We start from the raw sequence: 26693 nt of genomic DNA, 5'->3' as shown, positions 1-26693 counted from the left end.
GACGGTCGCACGGGCAGCCCTGCCGTGCGCCCCGCCTCCGGTGCGGGCAGCCGACCACAGGGGGCGGCGCGGCGCGGTGCCGGGGCCGGCGGGACGGCCGGGCGGCCCACCGAAGGGACGGGTCAGCCGAAGAGGCGGGCCAGGGCGAGGGCGGCCGCGCCCTGGGGCACGGCGAGGGCGGTGGCGCGGGTGAGGGTGACGTGCTGCCAGTGCGGGTCGGGGAGGCGGGCGGCGAGGGCGGTGCGGATGGCGGCCTCGTAGGGTTCGGGGTCGCCGAGCAGGGTGGCGCCGCCGAGGGTGACCTCCTCGACGTCGAGGAGGCGGACCAGGTTGGCGACGCCGAGGGCGAGGACGGCGGCGGCCCGGTCGGTGCGACCGGCGCGCAGGGCGGCGAGGCAGAGGGCTTCGAGGCAGCCGCGGGCGCCGCAGGCGCAGGGCGGGCCGTCCGGGTCGAGGCACTGGTGGCCGAACTCGCCCGCGTTGGTGCGGGCGCCGCGCTGGACCTGTCCGCCGAGGACGAGTCCGGCGCCGACGCCGTCGCCGAGGTAGACGAAGGCGCGGTGGTCGGGGCCGGGGCGGCTGAGGACGCCCGCGGTGGTGTTCTTCTCGACCAGGACCGGGAGCCCGGTGCGGTCCTGGACGGCTTCGCGCAGGTGGAGGCCGTGCCAGCGGGGCATGCCGGTGACCTGGTGCAGGACGCCGTCGCGGGTGTCGAGCGGGCCGGGGCAGGCCAGGCCGAGGCCGAGGACGCGGCTCCCCCCGGCGTCCGCGGTGAGTTCGCGGACCATGGCGGCCAGCCGGTCCAGGACCAGGCCGGGCGCGCCGTCCGGGTCGATCGGCGTGTCGGCCCGGGCGACGACGGCGCCGGTGAGGTCGGTGCGGAGCAGGTGGAGTTCGCGGCGGCCGATCTCGGCGCCGAGGGCGGAGCGGGCGTCCGGGACGAGCCGGAGCAGGGTGCGGGGCTTGCCGCTGCGGCCCGCGACGTGGGTGCGGCCCGCCTCGGTAAGCAGGCCGTCGGCGAGCAGGCGGGCGGTGATCTTGCTGATGGCCTGGGCGGTGAGGCCGGTGCGGACGGCCAGTTCGACCCGGCTGGTGCCGTCCCGGGCGGCGCGGACGGCGCGCAGCACGGCGGCGTCGTTGCGGTCGCGGAGCAGCGCGAGGTTGAGGGCCCCGGGCGAGGGGGCCCGGTCGGGGCCGCCGGGCGGGACGGCCGGGGCGGGGGCGCCGGGTGAGGGGGCCCGGTCGGGGTCGGTGGTCACCCGTCGATTATGGGAGCTTGCCGGTTAGTCCACACTGTTGTTTAACTTGGTGCATGGACTCCTCGCCGCTCAACGTGGGACTCGTCGGCTACGGCCTCGCCGGTGCCGTCTTCCACGCGCCCCTGATCAGCACCACCCCGGGCCTGCACCTCGCCGCGGTGGTGACCGCCGACCCGGAGCGCCGCGCCCGGGCGCAGCGCGAGCACCCGCGGGCCGCCCTGTTCGCGGACGCCGAGGCGCTGCTGGCCGCCGCGCCCGAACTGGGCCTGGACCTGCTGGTGGTCGCCTCCCCCAACCGCACCCACGTCCCGCTGGCCACCGCCGCACTGGAGGCCGGGCTGCCGGTCGTGGTCGACAAGCCGCTCGCCGCCACCGCCGCCGAGGGCGAGCGACTGGTCGCGCTGGCCCGGGAGCGGGGGCTGCTGCTCAGCGTCTTCCAGAACCGGCGCTGGGACGGCGACTTCCGCACCGTCCGGCAGTTGCTCGACGCGGGCCGGCTCGGCCGGGTCAACCGGTTCGAGTCCCGCTTCGAGCGCTGGCGGCCCGAACTCACCGGTGCCTGGCGGGAGTCGGGCGACCCCGCCGCGGCCGGCGGCCTGCTCTACGACCTCGGCGCACACCTGGTCGACCAGGCACTGCTCCTGTTCGGCCCGGCCGAGCGGGTCTACGCCGAGCTGGACGCGCGCCGCACCGGCGCCGCCACCGACGACGACAGCTTCGTCGCCCTCACCCACGCCGACGGCACCCGCTCGCACCTGTGGATGAGCGCGACCGCGGGCGACCTCGGCCCGCGCTTCCGCGTCCTGGGTTCGCAGGGCGCGTACGTCGTCCACGGCCTGGACGGCCAGGAGGACGCGCTGCGCGCCGGCCGCACCCCCGCGGACCGGGACTGGGGCGTCTCCCCGCGCGAACGCTGGGGCTCGCTGCGGGCCGGGGACGCCGTCGAGACGGTGGCCACCCTGCCCGGCGGCTACCAGGACTACTACGCGAGCGTGGCCGAGGCGCTGCGCGGCCACGGGCCCGTCCCGGTCGACGCGGGCGACGCCGTGGCGGTGCTGCGCGTGCTGGAGGCGGCGCAGCGCTCCTCCCGCACCGGCGAGGTGGTGGCGCCGTGAGCCTGGACATCCCCGAACTGGAGCGCCAGCACCGGGAGTTGCAGCTCCCCGCGGCCGGTCTGGCGGAGACCTGGCGGCTCGGCTCGCTGATCGTCGCCACCGCCCTGGAGCGGAGCCTCCCGGTCGCGGTCGACATCCGCCACGGCGAGCAGCTCGCCTTCCACGCCGCCCTGCCGGGCACCAGCGCCGACAACGACGACTGGATCGCCCGCAAGGCGGCCGTGGTCCGCCGCTTCGGCGAGGCCTCCTACCTGGTGGGCGAACGCCACCGGGCCAAGGGCCGCACCTTCGACCTCGACCCCGCGCGGTACGCCGCGCACGGCGGCTCCTTCCCGCTGCTGGTGCGGGGCACCGGCATGGTGGGGACGGTCACCGTCTCCGGCCTGCCGCAACTGGAGGACCACCTGCTGGTCACCGAGTGCCTGGCCCGGTACCTGGCGCAGCAGTAGGACCGGTCCGCGGCACGGCAGTCGGGTGCCCGGCCGCTCCGGGGCGGGCCGACCGGAGCGGCCGGGCCGGAGCGGCCGGGCCGGCTCGGAACGGCACCGCGAGGCCCGGTCGGGCGGCTGCGTCGGCGGCCTTGCCCGGGACGGCCCCTCCCGGACTGCCCGACCGGGCGCCCCGCCGACCGGGTGACCGTGACGCGGCTGCGGACGGGCGGGCGGCGGCGCACCGCCCGAGCCGTCCGCGGCGGCCCCGGACCCCGCGGACGGCCCCGGACCCCGCGGACGGCTCCGGGCCCCGCGGGCGCATAGCATCGGGCGGTCACCGCTGCCGCCCGAGGAGGACCCGCGATGCGCCTCGACCTCTCCGCCTCCGCCCTGCCCGCCGCCTCGCCCGAACTGGCCCGGCTGGCCGAGGAGTCCGGGGCCGACCGGATCAGCCTGGCGGAGACCTCGCACGACCCGTTCCTGCAACTGGCGCGGGCCGCCGACCGGACCTCCCGGATCGAGCTCGCCACGGGCGTGGCGGTGGCGTTCGCCCGGACGCCGATGGTGCTGGCGTACCAGGGCTGGGGGTTGCACGAGAGTTCCGGCGGGCGGGCCGCGATCGGGCTCGGCACCCAGGTCGAGCCGCACGTGGTGCGCCGCTTCGGCATGCCGTGGGACCGGCCGGCCGCGCGGATGCGGGAGTACGTGGCGGCGGTGCGGGCGATCTGGCACAGCTGGCAGAGCGGCGAACGGCTGGCGTTCCGCGGCGAGTTCTACCGGCACACCCTGATGACGCCGGTGTTCGCGCCCGACCCGCTGCCGTACGGCCCGCCGCCGCTGCTGCTGGCCGGGGTCGGGCCGCTGATGACGGCCGCGGCGGGGGCGGTTGCCGACGGGTTCCTGGCCCACCCGTTCTGCACGCCGCGGCACCTCGCCGAGCAGGTGCTGCCCGGAGTCCGGGCGGCCCGGGCCCGGGCGGAGGCCGCCCGGGAGCCGTGGACGGCCCGCCCGTTCGAGGTGGTCGCCCACGTGCTGGTGGCCACCGGGCGGGACGAGGAGGAGTACCGGGCCAACCTGCGCCTGGTCCGGGAGCGGACCGCCTTCTACGCCTCCACGCCCGCCTACCGTCCGGTCCTGGAGACCCACGGCTGGGGCGACCTGCAGGAGGAGTTGTACCGGCTCTCCACCCGCGGCCGCTGGCAGGAGATGGGCGAGGCCCTGGACGACACGGTCCTGTCCGCCTTCGCCGTCACCGGCCCGCCCGCCGAGGCCGCCCGCGAACTGCACCGCCGCTACGGCGCGTTGGCCGACCGCCTCTGCCTGTCCGGCCCGGACGGCGCCGACCCCGCCGCCCTGCTGCGCGTCCTGGCGGAGACCCGGGCGCTCGGCTGACCCGGGCGCCCGGCTGACCCACGGGCCCGGCTGACCCGCGGGCGCCCGTGGCGGGGTCAGCCGCGCGGCAGGACCAGGGACTGCACCTCGGGCAGGTGGCGCCAGTCGGAGGAGACCAGGGTGGCGTGGGCGGCGGCGAGCTGGACCGTCCGGGCCCGGGCCTGGTCGGCCGTGGGGTCGGTGGCGCTGATCACCGGGGCGACGTTCTGCGCGTCGGTCATCGAGAGCAGGTAGTGCCGCTGGTCGTACCAGGAGGTGTCGATGCCGTTCAGGTACGCGGCGGCGTCGCCGTCGAAGACCACGAACCAGGGGCGGACGGTGGTCTCGGCGTAGCCGGTGCGCGGGTCGCCCGCGGCGGCGCCGTGCACGGCGGGGAAGACCCGGGCCTCGCCGATCCGCCCGGCGGCGGCCAGGTCGCGCAGGTGGCGGGCCTCCTCGACGTCGGTGTGCAGGGTGTCGAAGGGGTTGCCCTCCTCGACCGTGCCGGGGATCGCGTACACCAGCACGCGCCCGGCCAGGGCCGCCCGGCTCGGCCAGTTCCCGGCCCGGGCCGCGTCGTCGAGGGTGGCGTAGCTGCCGCCGCCCGGCTTCGCCAGCAGCTCGGCCGGGCGGAGGGCGGCGCTGCCGAGGTGGGCGGCGATCAGCGCGTCGAGCTCGGTCGGCCCCATCCCCCGGTTCGCGGCGAACCCGCCCTTCAGCTCCAGCTTGACGGTCAGCGGCCCGGCCCCGGGGTGCGCCGCCAGCCAGACCCGGACGTCGTCGAGGCAGTTCTCCAGGTTCTTGTTGGTGCCGCCCGCGTACAGCTGGGCGGGGGTGTCGGCGCTGACGCAGTTGTTGGCGTTCCCGAGCGGGTTGGAGTGGCTGACCTTCCACTCCGTGGTGACGGTGTCGGTCCACACGTCCAGCTCGATCATCGAGGTGCCGGTGTCCAGCGCCTCGGCGAGGTGCCCGAAGGCCGCCGGGTCGTAGGTGTTGTGCAGGCCGACCCCGGTGGTCGAGGCGAACGGCTGCTCCCCCGCGGTGGCGGCGTCGGCGACGGCGCCGAGCCGGCCGGGCAGCAGGAAGGCGGCGAGGAGCACGGTGGTGAGGGTGGCGGTGCGGCGGAGGTTCATGCGGTCCCCTGGACGGTCGGGCGGCCCGGGCTGACGGCCGGTCGGCGAGCAGGATGCCCCACCCGACGGTCCTTCAGGTGACATGACAACAAAGCGCCGGGGAAGCCGACGCGTCATCCGACGGTCGACTCCCCCGGCGGACGCACCCCGCGGGGGTGGGAGGTCAGCGGGCCGGACGCCACATGGTGGTGACGGTGTGTCCGGTGGCGGTGGTGACGTCCTGGCGGGGGACGAAGCCGACGCTGCGGTAGCGGGCGAGGTTGGCGGGGTTGGAGGACTCCAGGTAGGCGGGGGCGCCGAGGGCGTCGATCCGGGCCAGGCTGCGGGCGAGGAGTCCCATGCCGAGGCCCCGGCCGCGGTGGTCCTCGTGGACGCCGAGGAGGGTGAGGTAGAAGCAGGGGACGCCGGGATGGGCGGCTTCCAGCTGCTCGTAGATGCCCAGGATCGCGCGGGCCGCCTCCGGGCCCGCGGCGGCGGTGAGCAGGGCGGGGAGGTCGCGGGCCTCCCGGGCGGTGAGTTCGGTGCCGCCCGGGGGGATCCACACGGCGACGGCCTCCGCCGCGGGGGTGACCAGGGTCCAGGGGTAGCGCAGGGCCGAGGCGGCGTACAGGCGCCACATGGGGGCGGCCTGTTCGGCCCGCCGGGACGGGTCGGGGAAGGCCGGGCCCCAGAGCGGGTCGTGGAAGAAGGCGCTGGTGAGGGTGGAGACCACGGCGTCGAGGTCGGCGGGGGTCGCCGCCCGGGCGGGGGTCGGCGGCTGGGTGCTGGTCACCGTCGCACCGTAGCCGGGGGGACGGCGGCGGCGCTCGACGGATTTCGTCGTCGGGCCGCCGGGAAGGGCGCGGCCGGGGTGCGGCGGGGGTCGGCGCGCTCTCAAACGGGCGCGGCGATTCTCAGAGGATTCTCAGAGGATCAAGAGCTTGGCCCGCCCGCTGATGCTGCGTCAGAATTGTCGGAGTTCGCTCAATCGGGCGATGCACCACCCTGGCGCAGACAGCTCCCGCACCTGCTCGAGACCCCGTCCCCACACCAGGAGTCCCCATCATGCTCGAAGACCTCTCGCGATTCGCCGACCGGGCCAGACCGGCCGTGCTCGGCCTGACCCGGATCGCGGTGTCGCTGCTGTTCGCCTGCCACGGGGCGGCCACCCTGTTCGACGTCCTGGGCGGTGCCCACGGCAAGGCGCCGTCGGTCGGCGAGTGGCCCGGCTGGTGGGCCGCGCTGATCCAGCTGGTGGGCGGCGCGCTGGTGCTGGTCGGGCTCGCGACCCGGCCCGCTGCGCTGCTGTGCTCGGGCTCGATGGCGTACGCGTACTTCAGCGTCCACCAGGAGCACGCGCTGTGGCCGATCCAGAACGGCGGCGAGTCGGCCGCGATGTTCTGCTGGGCGTTCCTGCTGATCGCGGCCGTCGGGCCGGGCAGCTTCGCGCTGGACAGCCTGCTGCGCCGTCAGCCGGGGCAGCAGGAGCAGGCGGCGCGGCCCGCGGTGGCCTGAGCACGCGGCGGCGACGCCGACCCGATCCGAGCGGTGCCGCCGTGGCGTCCCACGGCGGCACCGCTCGTCCGTTCCCGGGAGAGGACCGCCCTCGGCTCGCGCACGGCGGAGGCGCCGGCCGGGGCGGGGTCAGCAGCCGGGGGTGGCCGGGACGGCGGCGGTCAGGGCGCGGGCGGCGGCCCGCAGGTCGGCCGTCCAGGTCCGCAGGTCGGTCCCCAGCGTGTAGGCGAGGCAGCAGGTGCACTGGGGCATCAGGGCGACGAAGGCCCGCTCCTCGGCGGTGCCGGTCTCCACCTCCTGCCACTCCTCCCCCGCCAGCTCCTCCAGGTCGACCGCCCCGTCGACGAGCCCGGCCGCCAGCCTGCGCAGGGCGTGGCGGCGGGCCGTGGCCGGGTCGGGCAGCGGGAGGCCGCACTCGGCGAGCGCCTGGGCGAAGGCATCGTGGACGTCGCCGCTCGCCGCGTTGCGCGGCAGTCCGGCGAGTTCGCACAGGGCCGGGGTGTCCAGCCCGGCCGCGAGCGCCTCGGCGGCGATCATCGGCAGCTCCTCCGGGCGGATCCCGTCCACCCGGTAGCGGCACGCGGCCTCGCCGAGGGTGGCGAGGCCGCGCTGTGCGGAGGTGGTGGGCTCCGCTCCCGGTGTCGTCATGGCGATCAGGGTGCCAGGGCCGCCTCCGGACCGGGCCTCCGGGGCGGGGTCGGCGCCGGGCGGCCCGGGGGCGCGGGACGGGTCGGGGGCGTCGGGCGGTGGTTCGGGGCGCGGATGAAGGTGAAGGCGACCAGGAACATCAGCGTGGCGACGATCGAGTCCAGCCAGTAGTGGTTGGCCGTGCCGACTATCACCGTCAGGGTGACCAGCGGGTGCAGCAGCCACAGCCAGCGCCAGCGCGAGCGGGTGGCCGCGATCAGGCCGACGGCGACCATCAGGGCCCAGCCGAAGTGCAGCGAGGGCATCGCGGCGAACTGGTTGGAGATCCGGTCGACGTCCGGCGGGCCGTAGACCGAGGGCCCGTAGAGCCGTCCGGTGTCCTGCAGCCCGGTCTCGGCGAGCATCCGCGGCGGCGCCAGCGGGAAGGTGAACGGCAGCACCAGCGCGACCGAGGTGACGGCCGCCAGCACCCGGCGCGCCCACAGGTAGTGGGCGGGGCGGCGGAGGTAGAGCCAGACCAGGAACAGCGCGGTCGCGGGGAAGTGGACGGTGGCGTAGTAGGCGTTGGCCACGTGGACCACCGTGTGGTCGTGCAGCAGCAGCGACTGGACGGCGCCCTCCCCCGGCAGGTGGACGGTGCGCTCCAGGTCCCAGACCCGGTCGGCGTTGTGGAAGGCGGCGTCGGTGTGGCCGATGGCCATCCGGCGGCCGAGCTTGTAGACGGAGAACAGCCCCAGGACGAGCAGGAGCTCCCGCAGCAGCGGGGGCCTGACCCCGCCTCCGGTGCCGAGCCTCGTGAGGGCTCCGACGAGAGCCCTGGTGCGAGCCGCGACGCGGGCTCCGGTGCGGGCTTGCAACCCTCCCCCCTTACCGGCGGGCCGTGCGCGACCCGCGCCTGCGAGTGCCGATACGCTGACGTATCGATACGGACGCGTATCGATACGTTTCGGTAGTGTACATACGCCTGCCACCGCACCGACACCATGGGGAAGGCATGACGCACCACCCCGCCCCGGACCCGGCCCCCGCCCCGGACCCGGCCCCCGTCCCGGACCCGGCCCCCGTCCCGGACCCGGCCCGCTCGAAGATCAGCTCCGAGCGCGAACGGGAGTTCTTCGAGGCCGTGCTCGACGAGGTCCGCACCCACGGCTACGAGGCCGTCACCATGGAGGGCGTCGCCGCCCGCACCCGCTGCGGCAAGTCCACGCTCTACCGGCGCTGGCGGACCAAGGCCCGGTTCGTCGCGGCCGCCCTGCGCGCCGACCGGCAGCCGCGCTGCGCGGGCATCGACACCGGTTCGCTGGCCGGCGACCTGCGCCTGGTCGCCGCCGCGGCCGGTGCGTGGTCCGACCGGGACACCCCGCTGCTGCAGGCCCTCGGCTACGCCGTGATGACCGACAGCGACCTCCGGGACGCCGTCCGGGAGACCGTGGTCGCCCCCGAGGTCGCGGCCCTGGAGGCCGTGCTGCGGCGCGGGGTGGAACGGGGCGAGGTGCCGGTCGGCCACCCGGCCCTGGAGTTCGTCCCGAGCATGATCTTCGGCGTGTCGCGGATCCGGCCGCTGATCTCCGGACGGCCCGCCGACGCGGACTACCTGACCCGGTACGTGGAGTCCGTCGTCCTGCCCGCCCTCGGCCTGTCCTGACCGCCCCCTCCGGCGGCCGCCCGCCTTCAGCGGACCGGCGCCGCGGTGACCTCGGGCCCGTTGCAGCGGGTGCCCCAGCCGGTGCGCAGGCAGGTGGCGGTGGCGTACCAGCGCACCGGCCGCAGCACCGCCCAGGACCAGGCGACCGCGAGCGGGGTCAGCGCCCAGGTGCCGAGCTGCGAGCGCAGCGACTGGTCGGAGCGGCGCACGGTCAGGTAGCGCAGGGTCTGGCCGGAGACGACCAGCAGCGGCACGGCGAGCAGCGCCGGGGGCGGCGGCGTCCCGGTGCGCAGCGAGTGGCCCAGCAGCAGGGCGGCCGCGGCGGTGGCGGCCAGGTGCTGGTACCAGCGCAGGACCTGGGCGAGGAACGCCGGGTGGTGCAGCGGCAGGTAGCGCACCCGCCACAGCGAGCGGATGGTGGAGCCGCGCATCCAGCGCAGGTACTGGCGCAGGTGGTGGCCGACGGTCTCCGGCATGACGGAGAAGACGATCGCGGTGGGCTGCTGCACGACCCGGCCGCGCCGCAGGGCGTAGAAGGTGAGCATCGAGTCGTCGGAGAAGGTGACGGGCCGTCCGGCGAAGCGCTCCGTGACGTACTCCTCCAGGTGGTCGGTGAGCACCGCGGCGCGGTAGGCGGCGAGCGAGCCGGAGCACACCGTCACGGCGCCCAGCGGGGAGAGCGCGGAGCGGTCCACCAACTGGTTGGTGACGTACCACAGGTCGGCGATCCGGCTGATCGGTCCGCGCCGGTTGTTGTGCGCGACCACCACCCCGGCGACGGCCTGCACCCGCGGGTCGGCGAGCGGCTGGAGGAGTTCGTGCAGGGCGTGCGGGTCGAGGTGGGCGTCGGAGTCGACGGTCACCAGGACGTCCGCGCCGGGGCAGTGCCGGGCGGCGGCGACCTGGGCGCGGCGCTTGCCCCGGTTGGGCTGCCGCTGCCAGCTCGCCCGGACCCCGGCCGCGGCGGCGGCGCGCAGCCACTGCGCACGCACCTCGCGGTAGTCGACGGTGGAGCCGTCGTCGACGACGTGGACGGACTGCGGACGGCGGGTCTGCTCCAGCAGCGCGGCCAGGGCCGAGCGCAGGTAGCCGGGGTCCTCGTCGAACACCGGCACCAGCACCGCCACCTCCAGCCGGTCCAGGGCGCGCTGCTGCGCCGGGGCGGCCCGCACCGGCCGCTCCGCCAGGTACAGCGCGGTCTGCAGCACCAGCGCGGCCGCCAGCGGCGTCCACATCCACTGCGCCCACCGGGCCTCGGCGCCCAGCGCGACGCCCCAGGCCCGCAGCCCGTACGCGGCCAGCACCGTCGCCACCACCAGCAGCCCCGCCAGCACGGCGAGCAGCGCCGCGGGCCTGCGCCGCCGGGCCGTCAGCGCGCCGGTGCTCCCGGCGCCCGCGCCCTCAGCGCCCACGGCGGAACCCGATCCGCACGCACAGCACCCCGACGGCGATCAGCCCCGCGGCGGCGGCCGCCACCCACCACCCGGCCAGGGTCAGCCCGCCGATCACCAACACGCCCGCACCGGTCCGCGCCAACTGGTTCTGGTACACCGCACGCCTCACAAGGGGGGGAAGGGGACAGTCCTCCCTCCCACCCTCACCAGGACCGTCCGGTGACGCAGCGTCAGTGCACAGGACGGGTGACGCGGCATCACCCCGCCGACCGCGCGGCCCGGCTCGGCCCCCGCTCCGGCTCAGTCCTCGATCCGGACCAGGGCGAGGGTGACGTTGTCCGGGGCGCCGGCCCGGATCGCGGCGCGCCAGAGGTCGACCAGGGCCCGCTGGTCGTCGCCCTGGGCGTCGCCGTCGGCCTCCGCGTCCGCCTCGGTGAGCAGGGCGGCGAGTTCGTCCGGGGCGACCGGGTCGGTGAGGCCGTCGGTGCACAGCAGGTAGCGGGCGCCCGGCGCGACGGGCAGCCGGACCAGGTGGGGGTCGAGGTCCTCGGGGGCGGTGGGGCCGCCGAGGGTGCGGGTGACCAGGTGGCTGGTGCGGCGGCCGGGCGCGGGGGGCGGGCTGTCGTCGGTGCTGAGCTGGCGCAGGCCGACGCCGTCGCCGCGGTCGGGGGTGATCTCGAAGACCTGGCTGTCGCCGACGTTGAAGACCAGGACGTGCTCGGCCCCGAAGGCCGCCCCGGCCACCGTGGTGGCCATGCCCGCCAGCGCGGGGTCGGCCTCGGCCGCCTCGTGCAGGGCGGCGTGGCAGGCCCGCAGCTCGTCGGTGACGTCCTGCTCGGTGCGCAACTGCGGCCCGGCGGCGGCCAGGTGGCGGGCGGTCAGCGCGGAGGCGACGTCCCCGGCGGGGTGGCCGCCGAGCCCGTCGGCGACGGCGACCACCACCGGGGCCTCGCCGAGCGGGAAGACCAGCGACTGCGGGCTGTCGGTGGACAGCGCGCTCAGCGTCCACGGGCCCAGCACCAGGCTGTCCTCGTTGTGGTCCCTGACCACCCCGTCATGGCTGAGCGCGCTGACGACGACGTACGGCACTCCACGGCCCTTTCACCGACCCCCGACCACATCCTGACGCAGCAGATTCTGCCCCCTCCCCCTCGGCGCCCCGCCACCGGGCCGGGTCGGCGGTCAGCGGGGCGGGGGCGGCAGGTCGCGGAGCGGGCGGGCGGGGTCGGCGAGCAGGGCGGGCAGCAGGTGCTGCCAGTGCCGGACCATCCGGTCGACCGTCCGCGGGTCGAACCGGGCGGTGCGGTACGTGAGGTGGCCGTGGTAGCCGGTGCCGCGTTCCGTCAGGGTCAGGGCGAGGTGGAACCGGGCGGCGGCGTCCCGGTGTTCCGGGCCCACCGTCCGGCGGTGCGGCAGGCCGGCCCCGGCGGGCGGGGCCACCGCGAAGGCCACCCGGACGGGCGGGGCGCCGGGTGGCGGGGCGGCGGGGGCCGCGGCCGCGGCGGCCCGGGCCTCCTCCAGCAGGTGCAGGACGGGCCCGTCCGCGGGGGTCCGCAGCCGGAGCGGGCGGGTGGTGGTGAAGCAGCCGATCAGTCCGCGCAGTTCGGGTGCCCGCTCGGCCGCCGGTACGCCGATCAGCTGGTCCGTCCCGTCGTTCCAGTGGTGCAGCAGCGCGGCGAACCCGGCCAGCAGCACCAGGTCCGGGGCGGACCGGACCCGCCGGGCGGTCCGGCGGACCTCGGGGGCGAGCCCCGGCAGGGCGAACTCCCGCCGGGCGCCCCGGAAGTCCGCCGCTCCCGGCTCCGGTCCCTCCGGGGCCGGCCCCTCCCCCGCCGGTTCCCGCCGGGCGAAGTCGGCGTACTGGAGCGGGAGTTCCGGGAGGCGGGCGGGCCGTCCGGCCAGGGCCGCGGTGACGGTCTCCAGGAGTTCGGCGCGCAGGACGGTGGCGGAGCGCTCGTCGAAGACCAGGTGGTGGGCGACCAGGTGGACGTGGCCGCGGGTCGGGGTGCGGAGCAGCAGCGCCCGCCAGAGCGGGCCGGTGGCGAGGTCGAAGGGGTGGCGGGCGGCGTGGTCGGCGAGGCGGGCGACCAGGCCGGGGCGGTCGCGCTCCGGGATCATGCCCAGTTCCACGACCCTGAGCTGCAGCGGCAGTCGGGGGTGCACCTGCTGCACGGGCGCGCCGTCGTGCAGGGGGACGGCGGTGCGCAGCGCCCCGTGCCGGGCGGCGAGGGCCGCCAGCGCGGCCCGGACGGTGGGTTCGTCGGCCGCCGGGGGCAGCCGGACGTCGGCCGTCAGGTGGTGGGCGGGGCTGTCCGGGCGTCCGGCGGAGGCGGCCCACAGGGCGCGCTGCGCGGCGGACAGCGGGGCGGGCGTCGGGGCGGTCCGTTCCCGCAATGGCGACACCTCTTCCCCCGCCGGTACCGGTGCGCGCCCGGGGTCCACCGTCATGGTCGGGCTGCGGGCGCGGGCTGGGAAGGGCGGGATTCGGCCGTTCCCCGGCCCCGGCGGGGGCCGGGGAACGACGGGTCAGGTTCCGGCGGTGGCGGCGGTGAGCGGGGGTTCCCAGGTGATGGCGGCGGCGCCGTCGACGGCGTGACGCCCGGCCCAGGTGAGCAGGGCGGTGCGGCAGGCGTGGTCGAGGTGGCGCAGGTCGGTCCAGTCGAGTTCGACGGCCCGGCCGGTGGGGAGGGATTCGAGGGTGTCCAGGAGGCGGGGCAGCCGCAGGAAGGTGGCGTTTCCGCTGAGCCGGATCCGCAGCGGGCCGCCGGGGCCGGTGTCGGTGAGGTCGATGTGCAGGTGGGAGGTCTGCCAGGCGCTCTTGGCGACGGCCAGGGCGACGCCGATCAGGACGCCCTCGAAGAGGGTGGTGAGGACGATCGCGGTGGTGGTGACGGCGAGGACGACGAGTTCGCCGCGGTGGCCGCGCCACAGGGCGGCGGCCGGGCGCAGCGGGATCAGCTTGGCTCCGGCGTGGATCAGGACGCCGCCGAGCACGGCGAGCGGGACGAGTCCGAGGACGGCGGGCAGCAGGGCGGCGAACAGCAGCAGCCACAGGCCGTGCAGGACGCGGGAGGTCTTGCTGCGGGCGCCCGCCTGGACGTTGGCGGCGCTGCGGACGATGACGGCGGTCATCGGGAGGGCGCCGAGCAGACCGCACAGGGTGTTGCCGATGCCCTGGGCGGTGAGTTCGCGGTCGTAGTCGGTGCGCGGCCCGTGGTGCATCCGGTCGACGGCGGCGGCGCTGAACAGGCTCTCCGCGGAGGCGATCAGGGCGAGGGCGAGGACGGTGCCGAGCCCGGCGGCGCCGGTGACGGCGGCGAGGCCGTCGCCGGTGGGCAGGGCGACGGACTCCAGCAGCCCGTCCACCTCGACCCGGGGCACGTCCAGGCCGAACGCGGCGGTGGCCGCGGCGGCGAGCACGACGGCGGCCAGCGGGGCGGGCACGGCGCGGACGGGGCCGGGCAGCTTCTTCCACCCCGTCAGCAGCAGGACGGTCGCGGCCGCCATCAGCAGCGCGGCGGTCGCGGCCCGGCCGGTGAACCAGTCGGCGGCCAGCGCGGGCAGGTGGGCGATCTTCCCGCCGCCGCTGCCGGGGGCGGTCCGTCCGGAGACGGCGTACAGCTGGCCGAGGATCAGGATCAGGCCGATGCCCGCCAGCATGCCGTGCACGACGGACAGCGAGATCGCCCGGAACCAGCGGCCGGTGCGCAGCAGGCCCATGGCGATCTGCAGCAGCCCGGCGGCGAGCACCAGCACGCCGAGCGAGCCGAGGCCGAAGCGCTGGACGGCGTCGAACACGAGGACGGTCAGGCCCGCCGCGGGGCCGCTGACCTGGAGGCTGCTGCCGGGCAGCAGGCCGACCACGAGGCCGCCGACGATGCCGGTGACCAGCCCGCGTTCGGCGGGGACGCCGGAGGCGACGGCGACGCCGACGCACAGCGGGACGGCGACCAGGAAGACCACCAGCGAGGCGGGCAGGTCCTGGCGCCAGTGGGCGAGGGCCCGGCGCGCGACGGCGGCGGGGCGGGTGGTGGTGGTGTTCACAGCGGTCGGACCTCCCGGTGCGGGAGGGCGCGGAGGTGGTGGTGCGTGGACGAGCGCATGGGTGTCTCCTTCCGCCCGTGCGGCCGCGGCCGGACGGGGGCTGCTGTCAGGGCAACGGAGCGAACCGACGTGTCGTCAGGGCGGGCGGGGGCGACGTCCGGACGGACCGGCCCCGGCCCGTCGCCGTCCTCAGTCAGCTCACGGGCCCGCTCAGCAGCGGAAGACCTGGAGGCGCGCCAGCGCGGCCGGTCTGGAGCCGCCGGCGACCGCCGCCGGCCCGGTGGCCGCCCGTGCGCCCGGCACCCCGGCGTCCGCTTCCCCGGGGCGGGCCGCGCCGCGCCCGGACGGGCCGCCGTTCGCCCGGTGCCGCCCGGCGGCGCGGCCCATCGGGGCCTGCGCCTCGTGCTGGTGGGCGCACTCCACGTGCTCCTCGGCCACCGAGGCGGCGGCCGGACGGGACGCCCGGGGCTGCGCCTGCGCCGGGGGCCCGGCCGTGAGGACGGCGAGCACCGCGGCGAGGGCGGCGGCCAGCAGGACGGCGAGCTGCCCGCCCCGCGTCGTTCCGCGTCCGGCCATCCCCACCTCCCCGGTCTGCGCCCGGCCCGGTCGCCGCGCCGTTCCAGCTTACGTACGACAGGGCGCCGGAGGGTCGGATTCCGGAGATGCAACATGGATGAAACCCGGTCATCGGAAGGGAACTTGACGGGCAGTCAGTTCGTTCGGGCCCGATCCGGCGGGCGGTCAGTGCGGGTGGGGCTCCCCGCGGTGGACCGCGCCGTGCGACTGGGCGCAGTGGCCGTCGGCGGCCCGCGGGGCGGCGGCGCCGACGGTGAGCAGTTCGGCGGCGGCGTGGTCGACCTGGAGGGTGGTGTGGGTGATGCCGTTGCGGTCGGCGAGGTCGCGCTCCAGTTCCTCGCGCACCGCGTGGCAGTCCCGGTCGGGGGCGACCAGGACGTGCGCGGAGAGCGCGGTCTGGCCGGAGGTGATCTGCCAGACGTGCAGGTCGTGGACCTCGACGACACCGGGGCGGCCGACCATGGCGTCGCCGATCGCGTCCGGGTCGACCCCGGCGGGGGCCGCCTCCAGGAAGATCCGGCCGGACTCCTTGAGCAGCCCGTACCCGGCCCTGACCATCAGCACCACCACGACCAGCGAGACGATCGCGTCGGCCCGGGCGTACCCGGTGGTCATCACGACCAGGCCCGCCACGGCGGTGGCGGCGAACCCGAACAGGTCGTTCAGGATGTGCTGGTAGGCGCCCTCGACGTTCAGCGAGGTGCGGTTGGCCCGGGAGATGCACCAGGCCGCGACCACGTTGACCACGACGCCCGCCAGCGCGGTGAACAGCACCGGCGCGCCCGCCACCTGCGGCGGGCTGACCAGCCGCTGCACCGCCTCGTAGCTCAGCCAGGCCGCCAGCAGGATCAGCGACAGCCCGTTGGCCTGCGCGGAGAGGATCTCGGCCCGCTTGAGCCCGAAGGTGAACCCGCCCCGGGCGGGCCGGGCGGCCAGCCGCATCGCCACCAGCGCGAGGACGATCGACGCCGCGTCGGTCAGCATGTGCGCCGCGTCCGACAGCAGGGCGAGCGAACCGGCGGCCAGGCCGACGGCGACCTCGACCGCCATGTAGGCGCAGATCAGCCCGAGCGCGGTCGCCAGCCAGCGGCGGTCGGCGTCGGCGGCGACCCCGTGCGCGTGCCCGCCGTGCGCGTGGCCGTGCCCGCCGTGCGCATGGCCGTGCCCGTGCTCGTCGCCCCCGTGCCCGTGGTCGTGCTCCGCGCCCATGGCTCCGCCTCCCCCGTCCGCTCGTTCGGCCCGGGGAAGTGAAGCGCACCGGCTCGCCCCTTGGCAAAGGCTGCACCGATGACGGTTTTCAACGGCGATAAGACCGCCCCGACCTGCGCGGACGCCCCGCGCCCGGACCGGGCCCGGCGGCCCCGCGCGGCCCCGGCGGGCGGGGGCGCCCGCGGTCCGGGAGGGTGGACGGACGGGGGTGGACGACAGCGGAGGTGAACGAGGATGCACCGCCACGACGAGGAGCGGGCCGGGGCCGCGGTGCTCGGCCTGCTGGAGGACTCGCACCGGGCCGGGCCCCGGGACCTCCCGCGGCTGGTGCAGGACGCGGCCCGGCGGCTCGGCCTCACCGGCGCCTGGATCTACCTGGCCGACGTGCAGGAGACCTGCCTGACCGCGCTGCCCGTCCCGCCCGAGGTGCCGCACCTGACCGGGCCCGCGGGCCCCGGGGTGCTCGACGTGGAGAACTCGCTGGCCGGGCGCGCCTACCGCACCGGGCACGCCCGCACCGGCGGCGGCACGGGCACCGGGACCGGCGCGGGCGCGGTGGGCTGGATCCCGATCGTGGACGGCATCGGGCGCCTGGGGGTGCTGCAGGTCACCGCGCCCGCCCTCGACGAGGGCCTGCTCGACTCCTGCCGGGCGCTGGCCTCCGTGACCGCGCTGCTGATCGCCACCAAGGCGGCGTTCAGCGACCTGCTGGTGCGCACCGGGCGGCGCCGGACGATGACCCTGCAGGCCGAGCTCGTCCGGGCGATCCTGCCGCCCCGCACGATCGGCAGCCGCGAGGTCACCTCCAGCGCCGTCCTGGAGCCCGCCTACGACATCGGCGGCGACGCCTTCGACCACAACCTGGCCGACCGCCACCTGCACCTGACCCTGGTCGACGCGATGGGCCACGACCTGGCCTCCGGGGGCTGCAGCGCCGTCGCCCTGGCCGCCTGCCGCTCCACCCGCCGGGCCGGCGGCGGCCTCGCCGACATCGCCGGGGCCATCGACGCCGCGCTCACCCGGTGGATCCCCGACCGCCTGCTGACCTGCGTGATCGCCGACCTCGACCTCACCACCGGCGTCCTGTCCTGGGTCAACTGCGGCCACCCGACGCCCCTGCTGATCCGCCGCGGCCGCATCCTCGCCCGGGCCCTGGAGCGCCCCGTCCACCCGCCGCTGGGCCTGCCCGTCGGCCTGCCGCGCACCGCGCCGACCGTGCACACCGCGCGCCTGGAGCCCGGCGACCAGCTGCTGGTGCACTCGGACGGGGTGACCGAGGGCCGGGACGCGGCCGGGCTCCCGTTCGGCGAGGAGCTGCTGGTCGAGGTGGTCTCCCGGGCGATGGCGGACGGCCTGCCCGCCCCTGAGGCGCTGCGCCGGCTCGTTCGGCGGATCACCGCGCACCAGGGCGACCGCCTGCGGGACGACGCCACCGTGCTGCTGGCCGCCTGGCACCCGGGCGGCCCCTGAACGCCCGGGCGTCCGACGCGGCGTCAGCGGCCCGGGGCGGGGCGGGAATCCTCCGGCCGGTCGGGGGTAGACGCCGGGCGGCCCCGGTCCCGGGGCGTGACGAGACGGTGACGGAGGCGATCATGGGGCTCGGTGGCTGCATCATCCTGCTGGCGGTAGGGGCGATCCTGGCGTTCGGGGTGCACTGGCACCTGGCGGGCGTCAACCTCACGGTGGTCGGCGTCGTCCTGATGGCGGCGGGCCTGATCGGCGTGGTGGTGTACGCGCGGGTGCTGGGGCGCCGCCGCTACCTGGGCGGGCGCGGCGTGGACGAGGTGGTGGTCGAGGAGCGCCGCCGCGACGTGCTGTGACGGCGGCGCGGCAACGGCGGAGGGGGCCCGGAACCGGTGGACGGTTCCGGGCCCCCTCCGCTGGGGCGCTGCGCTCAGTCCTTGAAGACGTCCTTGACCTTCTCACCGGCCTGCTTGACGTCGCCCTTGGTCTTGTCGGCCTTGCCCTCGGCCACCAGGCGCTCGTTGCCGACCGCCTTCCCGGCGGCTTCCTTGGCGGTGCCCTTGACCTTGTCGCCGGCGTTCTCGATCTTGTCGCCCATGCCCATCGCGGCCTCCTGACCGGTCGTTCCGTCACTGACGGAGTTCCGTATGCCCGGCTTGTACGGAAACATTCCCCCGGATCGGGTCCGGCCGGTCAGGCCGCCTCCCGGGGCACCGGAAGCGCCCACCGGATCGTCCGCACCACGGCCAGGCCGAGCGGGCGGACCGCGGCGGCGCTCAGCCGGTCGGCGGGCAGGCCCAGCAGGGCGCGGTGCTCGGGGGCGGGCAGGGCCGCGGCGGCCGCCGCCAGCGCGCCGTAGGCGGGGCGGACCGCCCACGGCAGCGGCGGGTGCAGCAGCAGGAAGCGGGCGGCCTCGCGGGCCTCGGCCGTCCTGGCCAGCTCCGGCCGGTAGGAGCGGAGCACAGCGTCGAGCTCCGCGCGGCTGCGCGGCGGCCGCTCCACGCCGAGGGCGGCGGCGACCTCCGCGGTGTCGGCCACGTAGCCGTCGCAGCCCGCCGGGTCGAGCGGCGCGGCCCCGTACGCCTGGTGGGCGCGCAGGAAGCTGTCGGTCTCCGCCGCGTGCACCCAGGCCAGCAGGTGCGGGTCGTCGGCCCGGTAGCGGACCCCGGCGGCCGTCGTGCCGCGGATCCGGGCGTGCACGGCGCGCACCCGCTCCACGGCGGCCCGCGCGTCGTCCGCGGTGCCGAAGGTGGTGACGGCCAGGAAGGTGCTGGTGCGCTGGAGCCTGCCCCACGGGTCGCTGCGGTAGCCGGAGTGCGCGGCGACCGCCGCCATGGCCGACGGGTGCAGCAACTGGACCAGGAGCGCGGCGAGCCCGCCGACGAACATCGCGGCGTCGCCGTGCACCCGCCGGATCGGCCGGTCCGGGCCGAACGGGCGCGGCCCCGGGGCGCCGTGGACGCGCCGCCGGACGTCGGGGCCCTCCGGCCCGGCCACCTTCGCGAACAGGGCCGCGCCGAGCCGTTCCCGCAGGCCCTCCCGTTGCGCGTCCATGCCCTCCACGGTAGCCCCGCGGCCCGGTCCGGCGGGCGGTCCCATCCGCCCGCCGGGTCGGCTCCGAACCGGTACGGGCCCCCTGTCGTCGGGGCGCGGGCGGGGGCACGGACCGAGGGCAGGAGGAGCGCGGTGGACGCGGGCGGTGCGGTGGACGTGGCGGTGGTCGGCGCCGGGGCGGCGGGCCTGGCCTGCGCGCTGGACGTGGCGGCGGCCGGGTGGCGGGTGCGGCTGCTGGAGTCCTCGGACGCGGTGGGCGGGCGGATGCGCACCGACCTGCGCGACGGCTTCCGGCTGGACCGGGGCTTCCAGGTGTTCAACACCTCCTATCCGCAGGTGCGCCGCCGCCTGGCCCTGCGTCCGCTGCGGCTGCACCCGTTCACGCCGGGCTTCGTGCTGGCGGGCCCGGCCGGGCACCGCCGGGTGGTCGACCCGCTGCGCCGCCCCGGCCTGGCGGGCGACCTGCTGCGCGGCCGGGTGCTCCCGGCCCGGGACGCGGCGGCGCTCGGCGCGCTGACCGCGCGCGACGCCCTGCTGCCCGCCGCGGCCCTGCGGCGCGGGCGCGACGTGCCGACCGCGGCGGCGCTGCGCGCGGCGGGCGTGTCGCGGGAGACCGTCGACGGGGTGCTGCGCCCGTTCCTGGCCGGTGTCTTCCTGGAGGACGAACTGACCACCTCCGCCCGGGTGTTCCACCTGTACTGGCGCAGCATGGTCCGGGGGACGCTCGCCCTCCCGGCGGCGGGCATCGGGGCCGTCCCGGCGGCGCTGGCCGCGCTGCTGCCCCCGGGGGTGCTGGAGCTGGACGCCCCGGTGGCGTCCGTGCACCGGGGCGGGCTGCTGCTGGCGGACGGCCGGGAGCTGGCGGCGCGCTGCGTGGTGGTGGCCGGCGGGCCCGCGGCGGCCGCGGCGCTGCTGCCCGGCCTGCCGGTGCCGCCGACCCGCGCGGTGACGACCTTCTACCACGCCGCGGAGCGCCGCCCGCTCGCCGGACCGACCCTGCTGGTGGACGGCGGGCGGCGGCTGCTGAACTCGGTGGTGCTGTCGGAGGTGGTGCCGGGCTGCGCGCCGCCGGGGCGCTCGCTGGTGTCCACCTCGGTGCTCGGCACGGACGCCGGGGAGCGGGCGGTGCGGCTGCGGCTGGCGGAGCTGTACGGCTGCGACACCTCGGGCTGGGAGCCGCTGGCCGCGTACCGGATCCCGGGCGCGCTGCCCGCGATGCCCGCCCCGCACCCGCTGACCCGCGGCAGCCGGTGGGCGCCGGGCCGGTACGTGTGCGGCGACCACCGGGCGACCGGTTCGGTGCAGGGCGCGCTGGCGTCGGGGGCGCGGGCGGCCCGCGAGGTGCTGGCCGACCTGGCGGCCGGGCGGGGCGCCCGGCCGGGCGGGTGAGCGGGCCGCGGGCGCCGGGGGTTCACTCGTTCGGGGGCCAGGCGGCGGGGCGGGGCTCCGCGGGCCGCCGGGTGGTCGCCGGGCCCGGTTCGAGGAAGGGCGACGCGGTGACCGGCGCGGGCCGCTGCCCCTCGCGGGGACGCAGCGGGCGGTGGGTGGCGGTCTCGGAGAAGGGCTGCCACAGCGGGCGGCGATCGGTGTTCACGGGCCCAGTCTGACCTGACGTCGGCGTTCGAATCCTCCGATTTTCCGGCGGCCGTCCGGCGGCCGCTCAGCCGAGCTCCTCGGCGAGCCCGACGACGACGCCCTCGGGGCCGCGGACGTAGCAGAGCCGGTAGGCGTCCCCGTAGCGCACGACCTCGTCGACGAGTTCGGCGCCGTGGGCCCGCAGGCGCTCCAGCAGGTCGTCGAGCTCGTCGACGGCGAACATCATCCGGCGCAGGCCCAGCGTGTTCGCCGGGGCGTCCCGCGGTTCGGGCGCGAGGGCCCGGGGCCGGTGGAACTTCACCAGCTCCACCCGGCCGTGGCCGCCGGGGACGCGCAGCACGGCGAGGTCCTGCCGGACGTCGCGGAGCCCGATGACGCGCTCGGCCCCGCTCCACTCCAGCGGGCCCCGGCCCTCCGGTTCCAGGCCGAGTTCGACGAAGAAGGCGACGGCGGCGTCGAGGTCCTCGACGACCACCAGGACGTTGTCCATCCGTTTGACCGCCATGCCGGTCCTCCTCCGTGCGGCGGGCGTCGGTCCACCGCCACGCTAGCGGCTCGCCCGTCCGGTCGGGGGGTCAGAGGGCGAAGGTGACCCGGATGCGCTTGCCGCCCGCGGGCAGCGGCACGACCTGGCAGGTCGTGGCGAGGGCCTGGACGATGGCCCAGCCCCGGCCCCCGGCGGTGGCGGGGTCGCGGTCGTGCAGCGGCAGGACGACGGGGTGGCGGTCGTCGCGGTCGTCGACCTCGACGACCAGTTCGGTGCCGCACCGGCCGATCCGGGCGTCGAAGCAGGTCAGGCCGCCGCCGTGGCGCAGGGCGTTGGCGACCAGCTCGGTGACCGCGAGCTGCGCGTCGGCCAGCACCTGTCCGCCGGGGTGCCCGGCGGCGTCCAGCAGCCGGGCGAGGGCGGTGCGGGCCTGACCGGCCGTCCGCACGGGCGCGGGCGCGAGCTCCGGCGGACGTGCGGGCTCGGGCGGCCGACCTTCGGGGACGGCGGCCTCCGGGGTGAGCGGCAGGGCGTCGTCGTGGGGCATGAACGACCTCGAATCGTCTACGGCACCGTTCGTGCCGGCCGGTGAGGCCGGGCTGAGGGATCGGGGAGCGTGTGCCCAGGGAAGGGCGGATGATGCGGTGCGGACGGGCTCCGGGTCACCCGGCCCCGGCTGCGCGCGGGTCGCGGCGCAGGAGTTCCGCGGCCGCCGCCAGGGCCTGCGGCAGGCTGTCGGCGACGGTGAAGTAGCCGTCGGTCGCGGTGATCTCCAGCAGGCGCCGGAACGCGGGGGCCAGCGGTCCGAGCAGGACCAGCGCGCCGTCCGCCGCCTCCGTACGCTGCTGCGCCAGGACCAGCGTCCGCAGGGTGGAGGAGTCGGCGAAGGTGACCGCCGAGACGTCCAGGACGAGGACGCCCGTGCTGCGGGCGAGGGCGTCGTCGACCGCGGCCTCGAGTTCGCGCTCGTTGTCGTGGTCGAGGTCGCCGCGCAGGTGCAGCACCGTCGCCCCGGGCGGCTCCGCGGTGTGGTCGGTCATGGCGGCCATGCTAGCCGGGCGGGGCCGGGGGGTCGCCGGGTGGTTGTCGTGGCCGGGAGCGGGCATCCGTCCGGGGCCGGGGCGGTCCCGGCACAATGGGGCCGGTGGTGGCGTCGCGTCCGGTGGCGCCGGGTCCTGGGGTGCAGGGAGGGGTGGCCGGTGGCGCGGGAGCGGGCGCGGGGGGTCTTCGGTGCCGATCCGGTGGTGGGGGCCGACCTGGCGCGGGTCGACTGGGCGGCCACGCCGCTGGGGGATCCGGCGGGCTGGCCGCAGGGCCTGCGCTCGGCGGTGGACCTGGTGCTGTCCTCGCGCTTCTCGATGTGGATGGCCTGGGGCCCGGAGCTGACCTTCTTCTGCAACGGCGCGTACCGGCGCGACACGCTGGGCGGGAAGTACCCGTGGGCGCTGGGGCGCCCGTTCCGGGAGGTGTGGGCGGAGGTGTGGGACGACGCCCGGCCGCGGATCGAGCACGTGCTGACCGAGGGCGAGGCGACCTGGGACGAGGCGCTGCTGCTGTGGTTGCGGCGCTCCGGGTACCCGGAGGAGACGTACCACACCTTCTCGTACAGCCCGCTGCGCGACGGGGCGGACGAGGTGGTGGGCGTGCTGTGCGTGGTCAGCGAGGACACCCAGCGGGTGGTCGCGGAGCGCCGGATGGCGACGCTGCGCGACCTGGGCTCCGCGCCGGGGACGGTGCGCACCGAGGAGGAGTTCCTCGACTTCGCCGCCGGGCAGCTCGCCCGCAACCCGTACGACCTGCCCTTCACCCTGACGTACCTGTTCGAGGAGGACGGCGGTGCCCGGCTGGCCGCCTCCTCCGGCGTGCCCGCCGGGCACCCGGCCGCGCCCGCGCTGATCGGCCCGGACGGGGCGGGCCCCTGGCCGGTCGCGACGGTCCGCGGCGGCGGGGCGGCGACGACGCTGCTGGTGGGCGGCCCGTTCGCGGAGCTGCCGTGCGGGGCGTGGGAGGAGCCGCCGCGGCAGGCCCGGGTGGTGCCGCTGGACGGGTCGGGGGACGACGGGCCGTGCGGGTTCCTGGTGGCCGGGCTCAACCGGTACCGGCCGCTGGACGACGCCCAGCTCGGCTTCGTCGACCTGGTGGCGGGCCGGCTGGCGGCGGGCGTCGCCAGTGCCCGCAGCCACCAGGCGCAGCAGCGGCGCGCCGAGCAGCTGGCCGAGCTGGACCGGGCGAAGACCGCGTTCTTCTCCAACATCAGCCACGAGTTCCGCACCCCGCTGACGCTGATCGCGGGGCCGGTCGAGGCCCTGCGGCAGCGGCTGGCGGACGCCGGACCGGACGCCGGGGGCCCCTGGGCCGATCCGGACGTCCGCGAGGACCTGGAGACCGTGCGGCGCAACGCGCTGCGGCTGGAGCGGCTGGTCAACACGCTGCTGGACTTCTCCCGGATCGAGGCGGGCCGGATGCGGGCCCGCCCGGAGCCGGTCGACCTGGCCCGGCTGACCGCCGAGCTGGCCTCGGTGTTCCGTTCGGCCGTGCAGCGGGCCGGGCTCGTCCTGGAGGTGGACTGCGCGCCGCTGGGCGCCCCGGTCCTGGTGGACCCGGGGCTGTGGGAGAAGGTCGTCTTCAACCTGCTCGGCAACGCCCTGAAGTTCACCTTCGAGGGCTCGGTCCGGGTACGGGTGCGCGAGCGGGACGGGCGGGCCGAGGTCACCGTGGCGGACACCGGGGTGGGCGTCCCCGCCGCGGAGCTGCCGCACCTGTTCGACCGCTTCCACCGGGTGGAGGGCGCCCGGGCGCGCTCGCACGAGGGCAGCGGCATCGGCCTGGCCCTGGTCAAGGAGCTGGTCGAGCTGCACGGCGGCACGGTCACCGTCGAGTCCGCCCCGGACCGCGGCACCGCGTTCACGGTGGACCTGCCGCTGGCCCCGGGGGCCGCCCTCCCCGCCGAACCGGCCGCCCTCCCGGCCGACGGCGCCGAGCCCTTCCTGCAGGAGGCCGCCCGCTGGGAGTCGGCGGCCCGGCCGGCCCCGCCCGCCGTGCTCGCTGCGGACGCCGGGGACGCGGCGGCGGGGGACGACACCGGGCCCGCGCACGTCCTGGTCGTCGACGACAACGCCGACCTGCGCGACTACCTGACCCGGGTCCTGGCCGGGGCGGGCCACCGGGTCACCGCGGTGGGCGACGGCGACCGGGCGCTGGCCGCCGTCCGCGCCGCCACCCCCGACCTGGTGATCAGCGACGTGATGATGCCGGGCACCGACGGCCTGCAGCTGGTCGCGGCGCTGCGCGCCGATCCGCGCACCGCCGTGCTGCCGGTGCTGCTGCTGTCGGCGCGGGCCGGGCGGGACGACGCGATCGGCGGTTTCGAGTCGGGCGCGGACGACTACCTGGTCAAGCCGTTCGCCGCGGCCGACCTGCTGGCCCGGGTGCGTTCGGCGCTGCGGCTGGACCGGCTGCGCGAGCGGCACACCCGGTGGAGCGAGGCGCTGGTCGACTCGCTGCAGGACGCGTTCTTCGTCTGCGACGAGGAGGGCGCGATCGTCCGGATCAACGCGGCGTTCACCGACCTGCTCGGGTACGGCCCCGAGGGGCTGCCCTACGCCCCGCCGCACCCGTGGTGGGCGGACGGGGAGGTGGACCCGGAGGCCCGGCAGCGGTCCGCCGACGCCCTCGCCGGGGCGCTGGCGGGCGACCGCGGCAGCGTCACCGTGCCCGCCACCCACCGGGACGGGCACCGGCTGTGGGCGCACGCCACCTTCAACCGCGTCCCGGACCCGGCCACCGGGCGCACCGTCACCGTCGGCACCTTCCGGGACGTGACCGCCGAGTACTACGCCGTGCAGCGGGAGAGCGCGCTGGCCTCGCTGGCCGACTGCCTGACCCGAGCGGCCGACGTCGAGGAGGCGCTCGCCTGCGCCCTGGAGGAGGTGCGCGGGCTGTGGCGGGCCCGCCGGGTGGTGGCGGCCCGCTTCGACCGGGCGGACCCCGACGCCCCGCCCCGGCTGACCGTCACCGGCCCCTCCCCCGAGCTGCCGCCCGGGGCGGAGCGCCACCTGGCGGAGCTGGCCGCCGGCCCCGCCCTCAGCCCGGCGGCGGGCCCGGCCGGGACGGGCCTGCGGCTGGAGCACCCGGGCGGGCCGCTGGTGCTGGCGGTCGAGCTGGGCGAGCAGCGGCCCTTCACCGGGGAGGACGAGCTGCTGCTGACCCTGCTGGGCGGCCGACTGGCCCAGGGGCTGGCCCGGGCCCACCGGATCGACCAGCAGCGCGAGACGGCCCTCGCCCTGCAGCGCGCCATCCTGGGCCCGGACCGGCTGCCGGAGGGCTTCGCGGTCCGCTACGAGCCGGCCGTCCCGCCGCTGCAGGTGGGCGGCGACTGGTACGACACGGTGCCGCTGCCGGACGGCCGGACCGGCATCATCGTCGGCGACTGCGTGGGGCGGGGCCTGGCCGCGGCCAGCGTGATGGGGCAGTTGCGCAGCGCCTGCCGGGCGCTGCTGCTGCAGGACCCGAGCCCGGCCCGGACGCTGGCCGCGCTGGACGCGTTCGCCGCCACCGTCCCGGGGGCGGTCTGCACCACCGTCTTCTGCGGCGTCCTCGATCCGGCCACCGGTGAGCTGCGGCACTCCAGCGCCGGGCACCCGCCCGGCATGCTGGCCCGGGCGGACGGCTCCACCGTCCTGCTGGAGGGCGGCCGTTCGCTGCCGCTGGCGGTCCGCACCGGGCGGCCGCGGCCGGAGGCCGTCGTGGTGCTGCCGGGCCGTTCCACGCTGCTGCTGTACACGGACGGGCTGGTGGAGCGGCGGCGCGGCAACCTGTCGGAGGGCATCGCGGCGGCCGCCCGGGCGGTCGTGTCGGGCGCGCACCTGCCGACCGCGGACCTCCCGGACCACGTGATGGGCCGGATGGCGCCCGCCGACGGCTACGCGGACGACGTGGCGGTGCTGCTCTACCGGCAGCCGGGGCGGCTGGAGCTGTCCCGGCCCGCCCGGCCGGAGGAGTCGGCGGCCGTCCGGTCGGCGCTGCGCCGGTGGCTGGCCGGGTGCGGCGTCCCGGCCGGGGCGGCCCGGGCGGCGGCGGCCGTCGGCGGGGAGGCGTTCGCCGGGGCGCTGGCGGCGGCCCCCGGCGGCACCCTGCGGCTGTCCGCCACGGCCACCGCCGACCGGCTGCGCGTCACCGTGCTGCCCGCCGGGGGCGGCGACCCGGTGGTGGCGGAGGCCGCGCTGCCCTCCTGAGGTGCCCGGGCCGGTCGGGCGTTTCCCCCTCTTCCCGAG

At 77.4% G+C, this 26693-nt stretch carries 27 protein-coding genes; 9 read left to right on the top strand and 18 right to left on the bottom strand.

Annotated elements, in window-relative coordinates; genetic code table 11:
* Nucleotides 1-122: 122 nt before the first annotated feature.
* Nucleotides 123-1259: an ROK family protein gene (locus tag QSK52_RS16590; RefSeq protein WP_285736841.1), complete on the bottom strand. Its 1137-nt coding sequence runs from the start codon at nt 1257-1259 to the stop codon at nt 123-125.
* Nucleotides 1260-1312: 53 nt separating this feature from the next.
* Here QSK52_RS16590 and QSK52_RS16585 point away from each other — a divergent pair, with 53 nt between their 5' ends.
* The 3 genes from QSK52_RS16585 to QSK52_RS16575 all read left to right on the top strand — a co-directional run bounded on the left by QSK52_RS16585 (nt 1313) and on the right by QSK52_RS16575 (nt 4197).
* Nucleotides 1313-2374, top strand: a complete 1062-nt coding sequence (locus tag QSK52_RS16585; RefSeq protein WP_285736840.1) for a Gfo/Idh/MocA family oxidoreductase — start codon at nt 1313-1315, stop codon at nt 2372-2374.
* Nucleotides 2371-2823 (top strand): heme-degrading domain-containing protein, encoded by a 453-nt coding sequence (locus QSK52_RS16580; RefSeq protein ID WP_285736839.1) that lies wholly within the window; start codon nt 2371-2373, stop codon nt 2821-2823. The genes QSK52_RS16585 and QSK52_RS16580 overlap by 4 nt, the downstream gene beginning before the upstream one ends.
* A 345-nt stretch (nt 2824-3168) precedes the next feature.
* Nucleotides 3169-4197, top strand: a complete 1029-nt coding sequence (locus QSK52_RS16575) for a TIGR03617 family F420-dependent LLM class oxidoreductase (RefSeq protein ID WP_285736838.1) — start codon at nt 3169-3171, stop codon at nt 4195-4197.
* A gap of 56 nt (nt 4198-4253) precedes the next feature.
* Here the strand turns inward: QSK52_RS16575 and QSK52_RS16570 are convergent, their stop codons facing one another.
* Together QSK52_RS16570 and QSK52_RS16565 are read right to left on the bottom strand one after the other, a co-directional pair.
* Entirely contained in the window at nt 4254-5309 is a 1056-nt protein-coding gene (locus tag QSK52_RS16570) for a phosphatidylinositol-specific phospholipase C domain-containing protein (RefSeq protein WP_285736837.1), read from the bottom strand.
* Nucleotides 5310-5472: 163 nt separating this feature from the next.
* On the bottom strand, nt 5473-6081 hold the full coding sequence (locus tag QSK52_RS16565; RefSeq protein WP_285736836.1) for a GNAT family N-acetyltransferase: 609 nt from the start codon (nt 6079-6081) through the stop codon (nt 5473-5475).
* 272 nt (nt 6082-6353) lie between these two features.
* Here QSK52_RS16565 and QSK52_RS16560 point away from each other — a divergent pair, with 272 nt between their 5' ends.
* The gene (locus QSK52_RS16560) at nt 6354-6803 is read left to right on the top strand and encodes a DoxX family protein (RefSeq protein ID WP_285736835.1); all 450 of its coding nucleotides are present in this window, start codon (nt 6354-6356) and stop codon (nt 6801-6803) included.
* A gap of 129 nt (nt 6804-6932) precedes the next feature.
* Here QSK52_RS16560 and QSK52_RS16555 read toward each other — a convergent pair whose 3' ends face one another.
* Both QSK52_RS16555 and QSK52_RS16550 read right to left on the bottom strand, forming a co-directional pair.
* Nucleotides 6933-7451, bottom strand: a complete 519-nt coding sequence (locus tag QSK52_RS16555; RefSeq protein WP_285736834.1) for a hypothetical protein — start codon at nt 7449-7451, stop codon at nt 6933-6935.
* A 5-nt stretch (nt 7452-7456) separates the two neighbouring features.
* Complete coding sequence (locus tag QSK52_RS16550) at nt 7457-8212, bottom strand: phosphatase PAP2 family protein (RefSeq protein WP_285736983.1); 756 nt, start codon at nt 8210-8212, stop codon at nt 7457-7459.
* A 233-nt stretch (nt 8213-8445) separates the two neighbouring features.
* On the opposite strand from QSK52_RS16550, the gene QSK52_RS16545 reads away from it, so the two are divergent.
* Nucleotides 8446-9096, top strand: coding sequence for a TetR/AcrR family transcriptional regulator (locus QSK52_RS16545; protein WP_285736833.1), 651 nt, complete (start codon nt 8446-8448; stop codon nt 9094-9096).
* A gap of 26 nt (nt 9097-9122) precedes the next feature.
* Here the strand turns inward: QSK52_RS16545 and QSK52_RS16540 are convergent, their stop codons facing one another.
* From QSK52_RS16540 to QSK52_RS16510, 7 genes are all read right to left on the bottom strand, one after another.
* Entirely contained in the window at nt 9123-10508 is a 1386-nt protein-coding gene (locus QSK52_RS16540; protein ID WP_285736832.1) for a glycosyltransferase, read from the bottom strand.
* Nucleotides 10498-10647 (bottom strand): hypothetical protein, encoded by a 150-nt coding sequence (locus tag QSK52_RS16535; protein ID WP_285736831.1) that lies wholly within the window; start codon nt 10645-10647, stop codon nt 10498-10500. The genes QSK52_RS16540 and QSK52_RS16535 overlap by 11 nt, the downstream gene beginning before the upstream one ends.
* A 143-nt stretch (nt 10648-10790) precedes the next feature.
* Entirely contained in the window at nt 10791-11579 is a 789-nt protein-coding gene (locus QSK52_RS16530; protein WP_285736830.1) for a PP2C family protein-serine/threonine phosphatase, read from the bottom strand.
* Nucleotides 11580-11672: 93 nt separating this feature from the next.
* Nucleotides 11673-12884 (bottom strand): condensation domain-containing protein, encoded by a 1212-nt coding sequence (locus QSK52_RS16525; RefSeq protein ID WP_285736829.1) that lies wholly within the window; start codon nt 12882-12884, stop codon nt 11673-11675.
* A 132-nt stretch (nt 12885-13016) separates the two neighbouring features.
* Nucleotides 13017-14534, bottom strand: coding sequence for a SulP family inorganic anion transporter (locus tag QSK52_RS16520; protein ID WP_285736828.1), 1518 nt, complete (start codon nt 14532-14534; stop codon nt 13017-13019).
* 210 nt (nt 14535-14744) lie between these two features.
* Nucleotides 14745-15110 carry a hypothetical protein gene (locus QSK52_RS16515; RefSeq protein ID WP_285736827.1) on the bottom strand — a complete coding sequence of 122 codons (366 nt, stop codon included), beginning with the start codon at nt 15108-15110 and terminating at the stop codon, nt 14745-14747.
* A gap of 165 nt (nt 15111-15275) precedes the next feature.
* Nucleotides 15276-16319, bottom strand: coding sequence for a cation diffusion facilitator family transporter (locus QSK52_RS16510; protein ID WP_285736826.1), 1044 nt, complete (start codon nt 16317-16319; stop codon nt 15276-15278).
* A gap of 234 nt (nt 16320-16553) precedes the next feature.
* On the opposite strand from QSK52_RS16510, the gene QSK52_RS16505 reads away from it, so the two are divergent.
* Nucleotides 16554-17789 carry a PP2C family protein-serine/threonine phosphatase gene (locus tag QSK52_RS16505; RefSeq protein WP_285736825.1) on the top strand — a complete coding sequence of 412 codons (1236 nt, stop codon included), beginning with the start codon at nt 16554-16556 and terminating at the stop codon, nt 17787-17789.
* A gap of 122 nt (nt 17790-17911) precedes the next feature.
* A complete protein-coding gene (locus QSK52_RS16500) occupies nt 17912-18139 on the top strand; it encodes a hypothetical protein (protein ID WP_100834742.1) in 228 nt (75 codons plus the stop codon).
* Nucleotides 18140-18213: 74 nt separating this feature from the next.
* Here QSK52_RS16500 and QSK52_RS16495 read toward each other — a convergent pair whose 3' ends face one another.
* Nucleotides 18214-18387, bottom strand: a complete 174-nt coding sequence (locus QSK52_RS16495; protein ID WP_285736824.1) for a CsbD family protein — start codon at nt 18385-18387, stop codon at nt 18214-18216.
* Between the two features lie 89 nt (nt 18388-18476).
* A complete protein-coding gene (locus QSK52_RS16490) occupies nt 18477-19337 on the bottom strand; it encodes an oxygenase MpaB family protein (protein WP_285736823.1) in 861 nt (286 codons plus the stop codon).
* 132 nt (nt 19338-19469) lie between these two features.
* Between QSK52_RS16490 and QSK52_RS16485 the strand changes: the two genes are divergently transcribed.
* Nucleotides 19470-20726 carry an FAD-dependent oxidoreductase gene (locus QSK52_RS16485; RefSeq protein WP_285736822.1) on the top strand — a complete coding sequence of 419 codons (1257 nt, stop codon included), beginning with the start codon at nt 19470-19472 and terminating at the stop codon, nt 20724-20726.
* A gap of 22 nt (nt 20727-20748) precedes the next feature.
* Here the strand turns inward: QSK52_RS16485 and QSK52_RS16480 are convergent, their stop codons facing one another.
* The 4 genes from QSK52_RS16480 to QSK52_RS16465 all read right to left on the bottom strand — a co-directional run bounded on the left by QSK52_RS16480 (nt 20749) and on the right by QSK52_RS16465 (nt 22460).
* Nucleotides 20749-20931 carry a hypothetical protein gene (locus tag QSK52_RS16480; protein WP_285736821.1) on the bottom strand — a complete coding sequence of 61 codons (183 nt, stop codon included), beginning with the start codon at nt 20929-20931 and terminating at the stop codon, nt 20749-20751.
* A gap of 66 nt (nt 20932-20997) precedes the next feature.
* Nucleotides 20998-21438 (bottom strand): VOC family protein, encoded by a 441-nt coding sequence (locus QSK52_RS16475; RefSeq protein WP_285736820.1) that lies wholly within the window; start codon nt 21436-21438, stop codon nt 20998-21000.
* Between the two features lie 70 nt (nt 21439-21508).
* Entirely contained in the window at nt 21509-21967 is a 459-nt protein-coding gene (locus QSK52_RS16470; protein WP_285736819.1) for an ATP-binding protein, read from the bottom strand.
* Nucleotides 21968-22082: 115 nt separating this feature from the next.
* A complete protein-coding gene (locus QSK52_RS16465) occupies nt 22083-22460 on the bottom strand; it encodes an STAS domain-containing protein (RefSeq protein ID WP_285736818.1) in 378 nt (125 codons plus the stop codon).
* Between the two features lie 318 nt (nt 22461-22778).
* On the opposite strand from QSK52_RS16465, the gene QSK52_RS16460 reads away from it, so the two are divergent.
* On the top strand, nt 22779-26654 hold the full coding sequence (locus tag QSK52_RS16460) for a SpoIIE family protein phosphatase (RefSeq protein ID WP_285736982.1): 3876 nt from the start codon (nt 22779-22781) through the stop codon (nt 26652-26654).
* Nucleotides 26655-26693: the final 39 nt, after the last annotated feature.

The sequence above is a fragment of the Kitasatospora phosalacinea genome (assembly GCF_030268885.1).
GTDB lineage: Bacteria > Actinomycetota > Actinomycetes > Streptomycetales > Streptomycetaceae > Kitasatospora > Kitasatospora phosalacinea_C.
The sequence above is the reverse complement of the archived record's forward strand: the minus strand, read 5'-3'. Positions and strand labels throughout refer to the sequence as shown.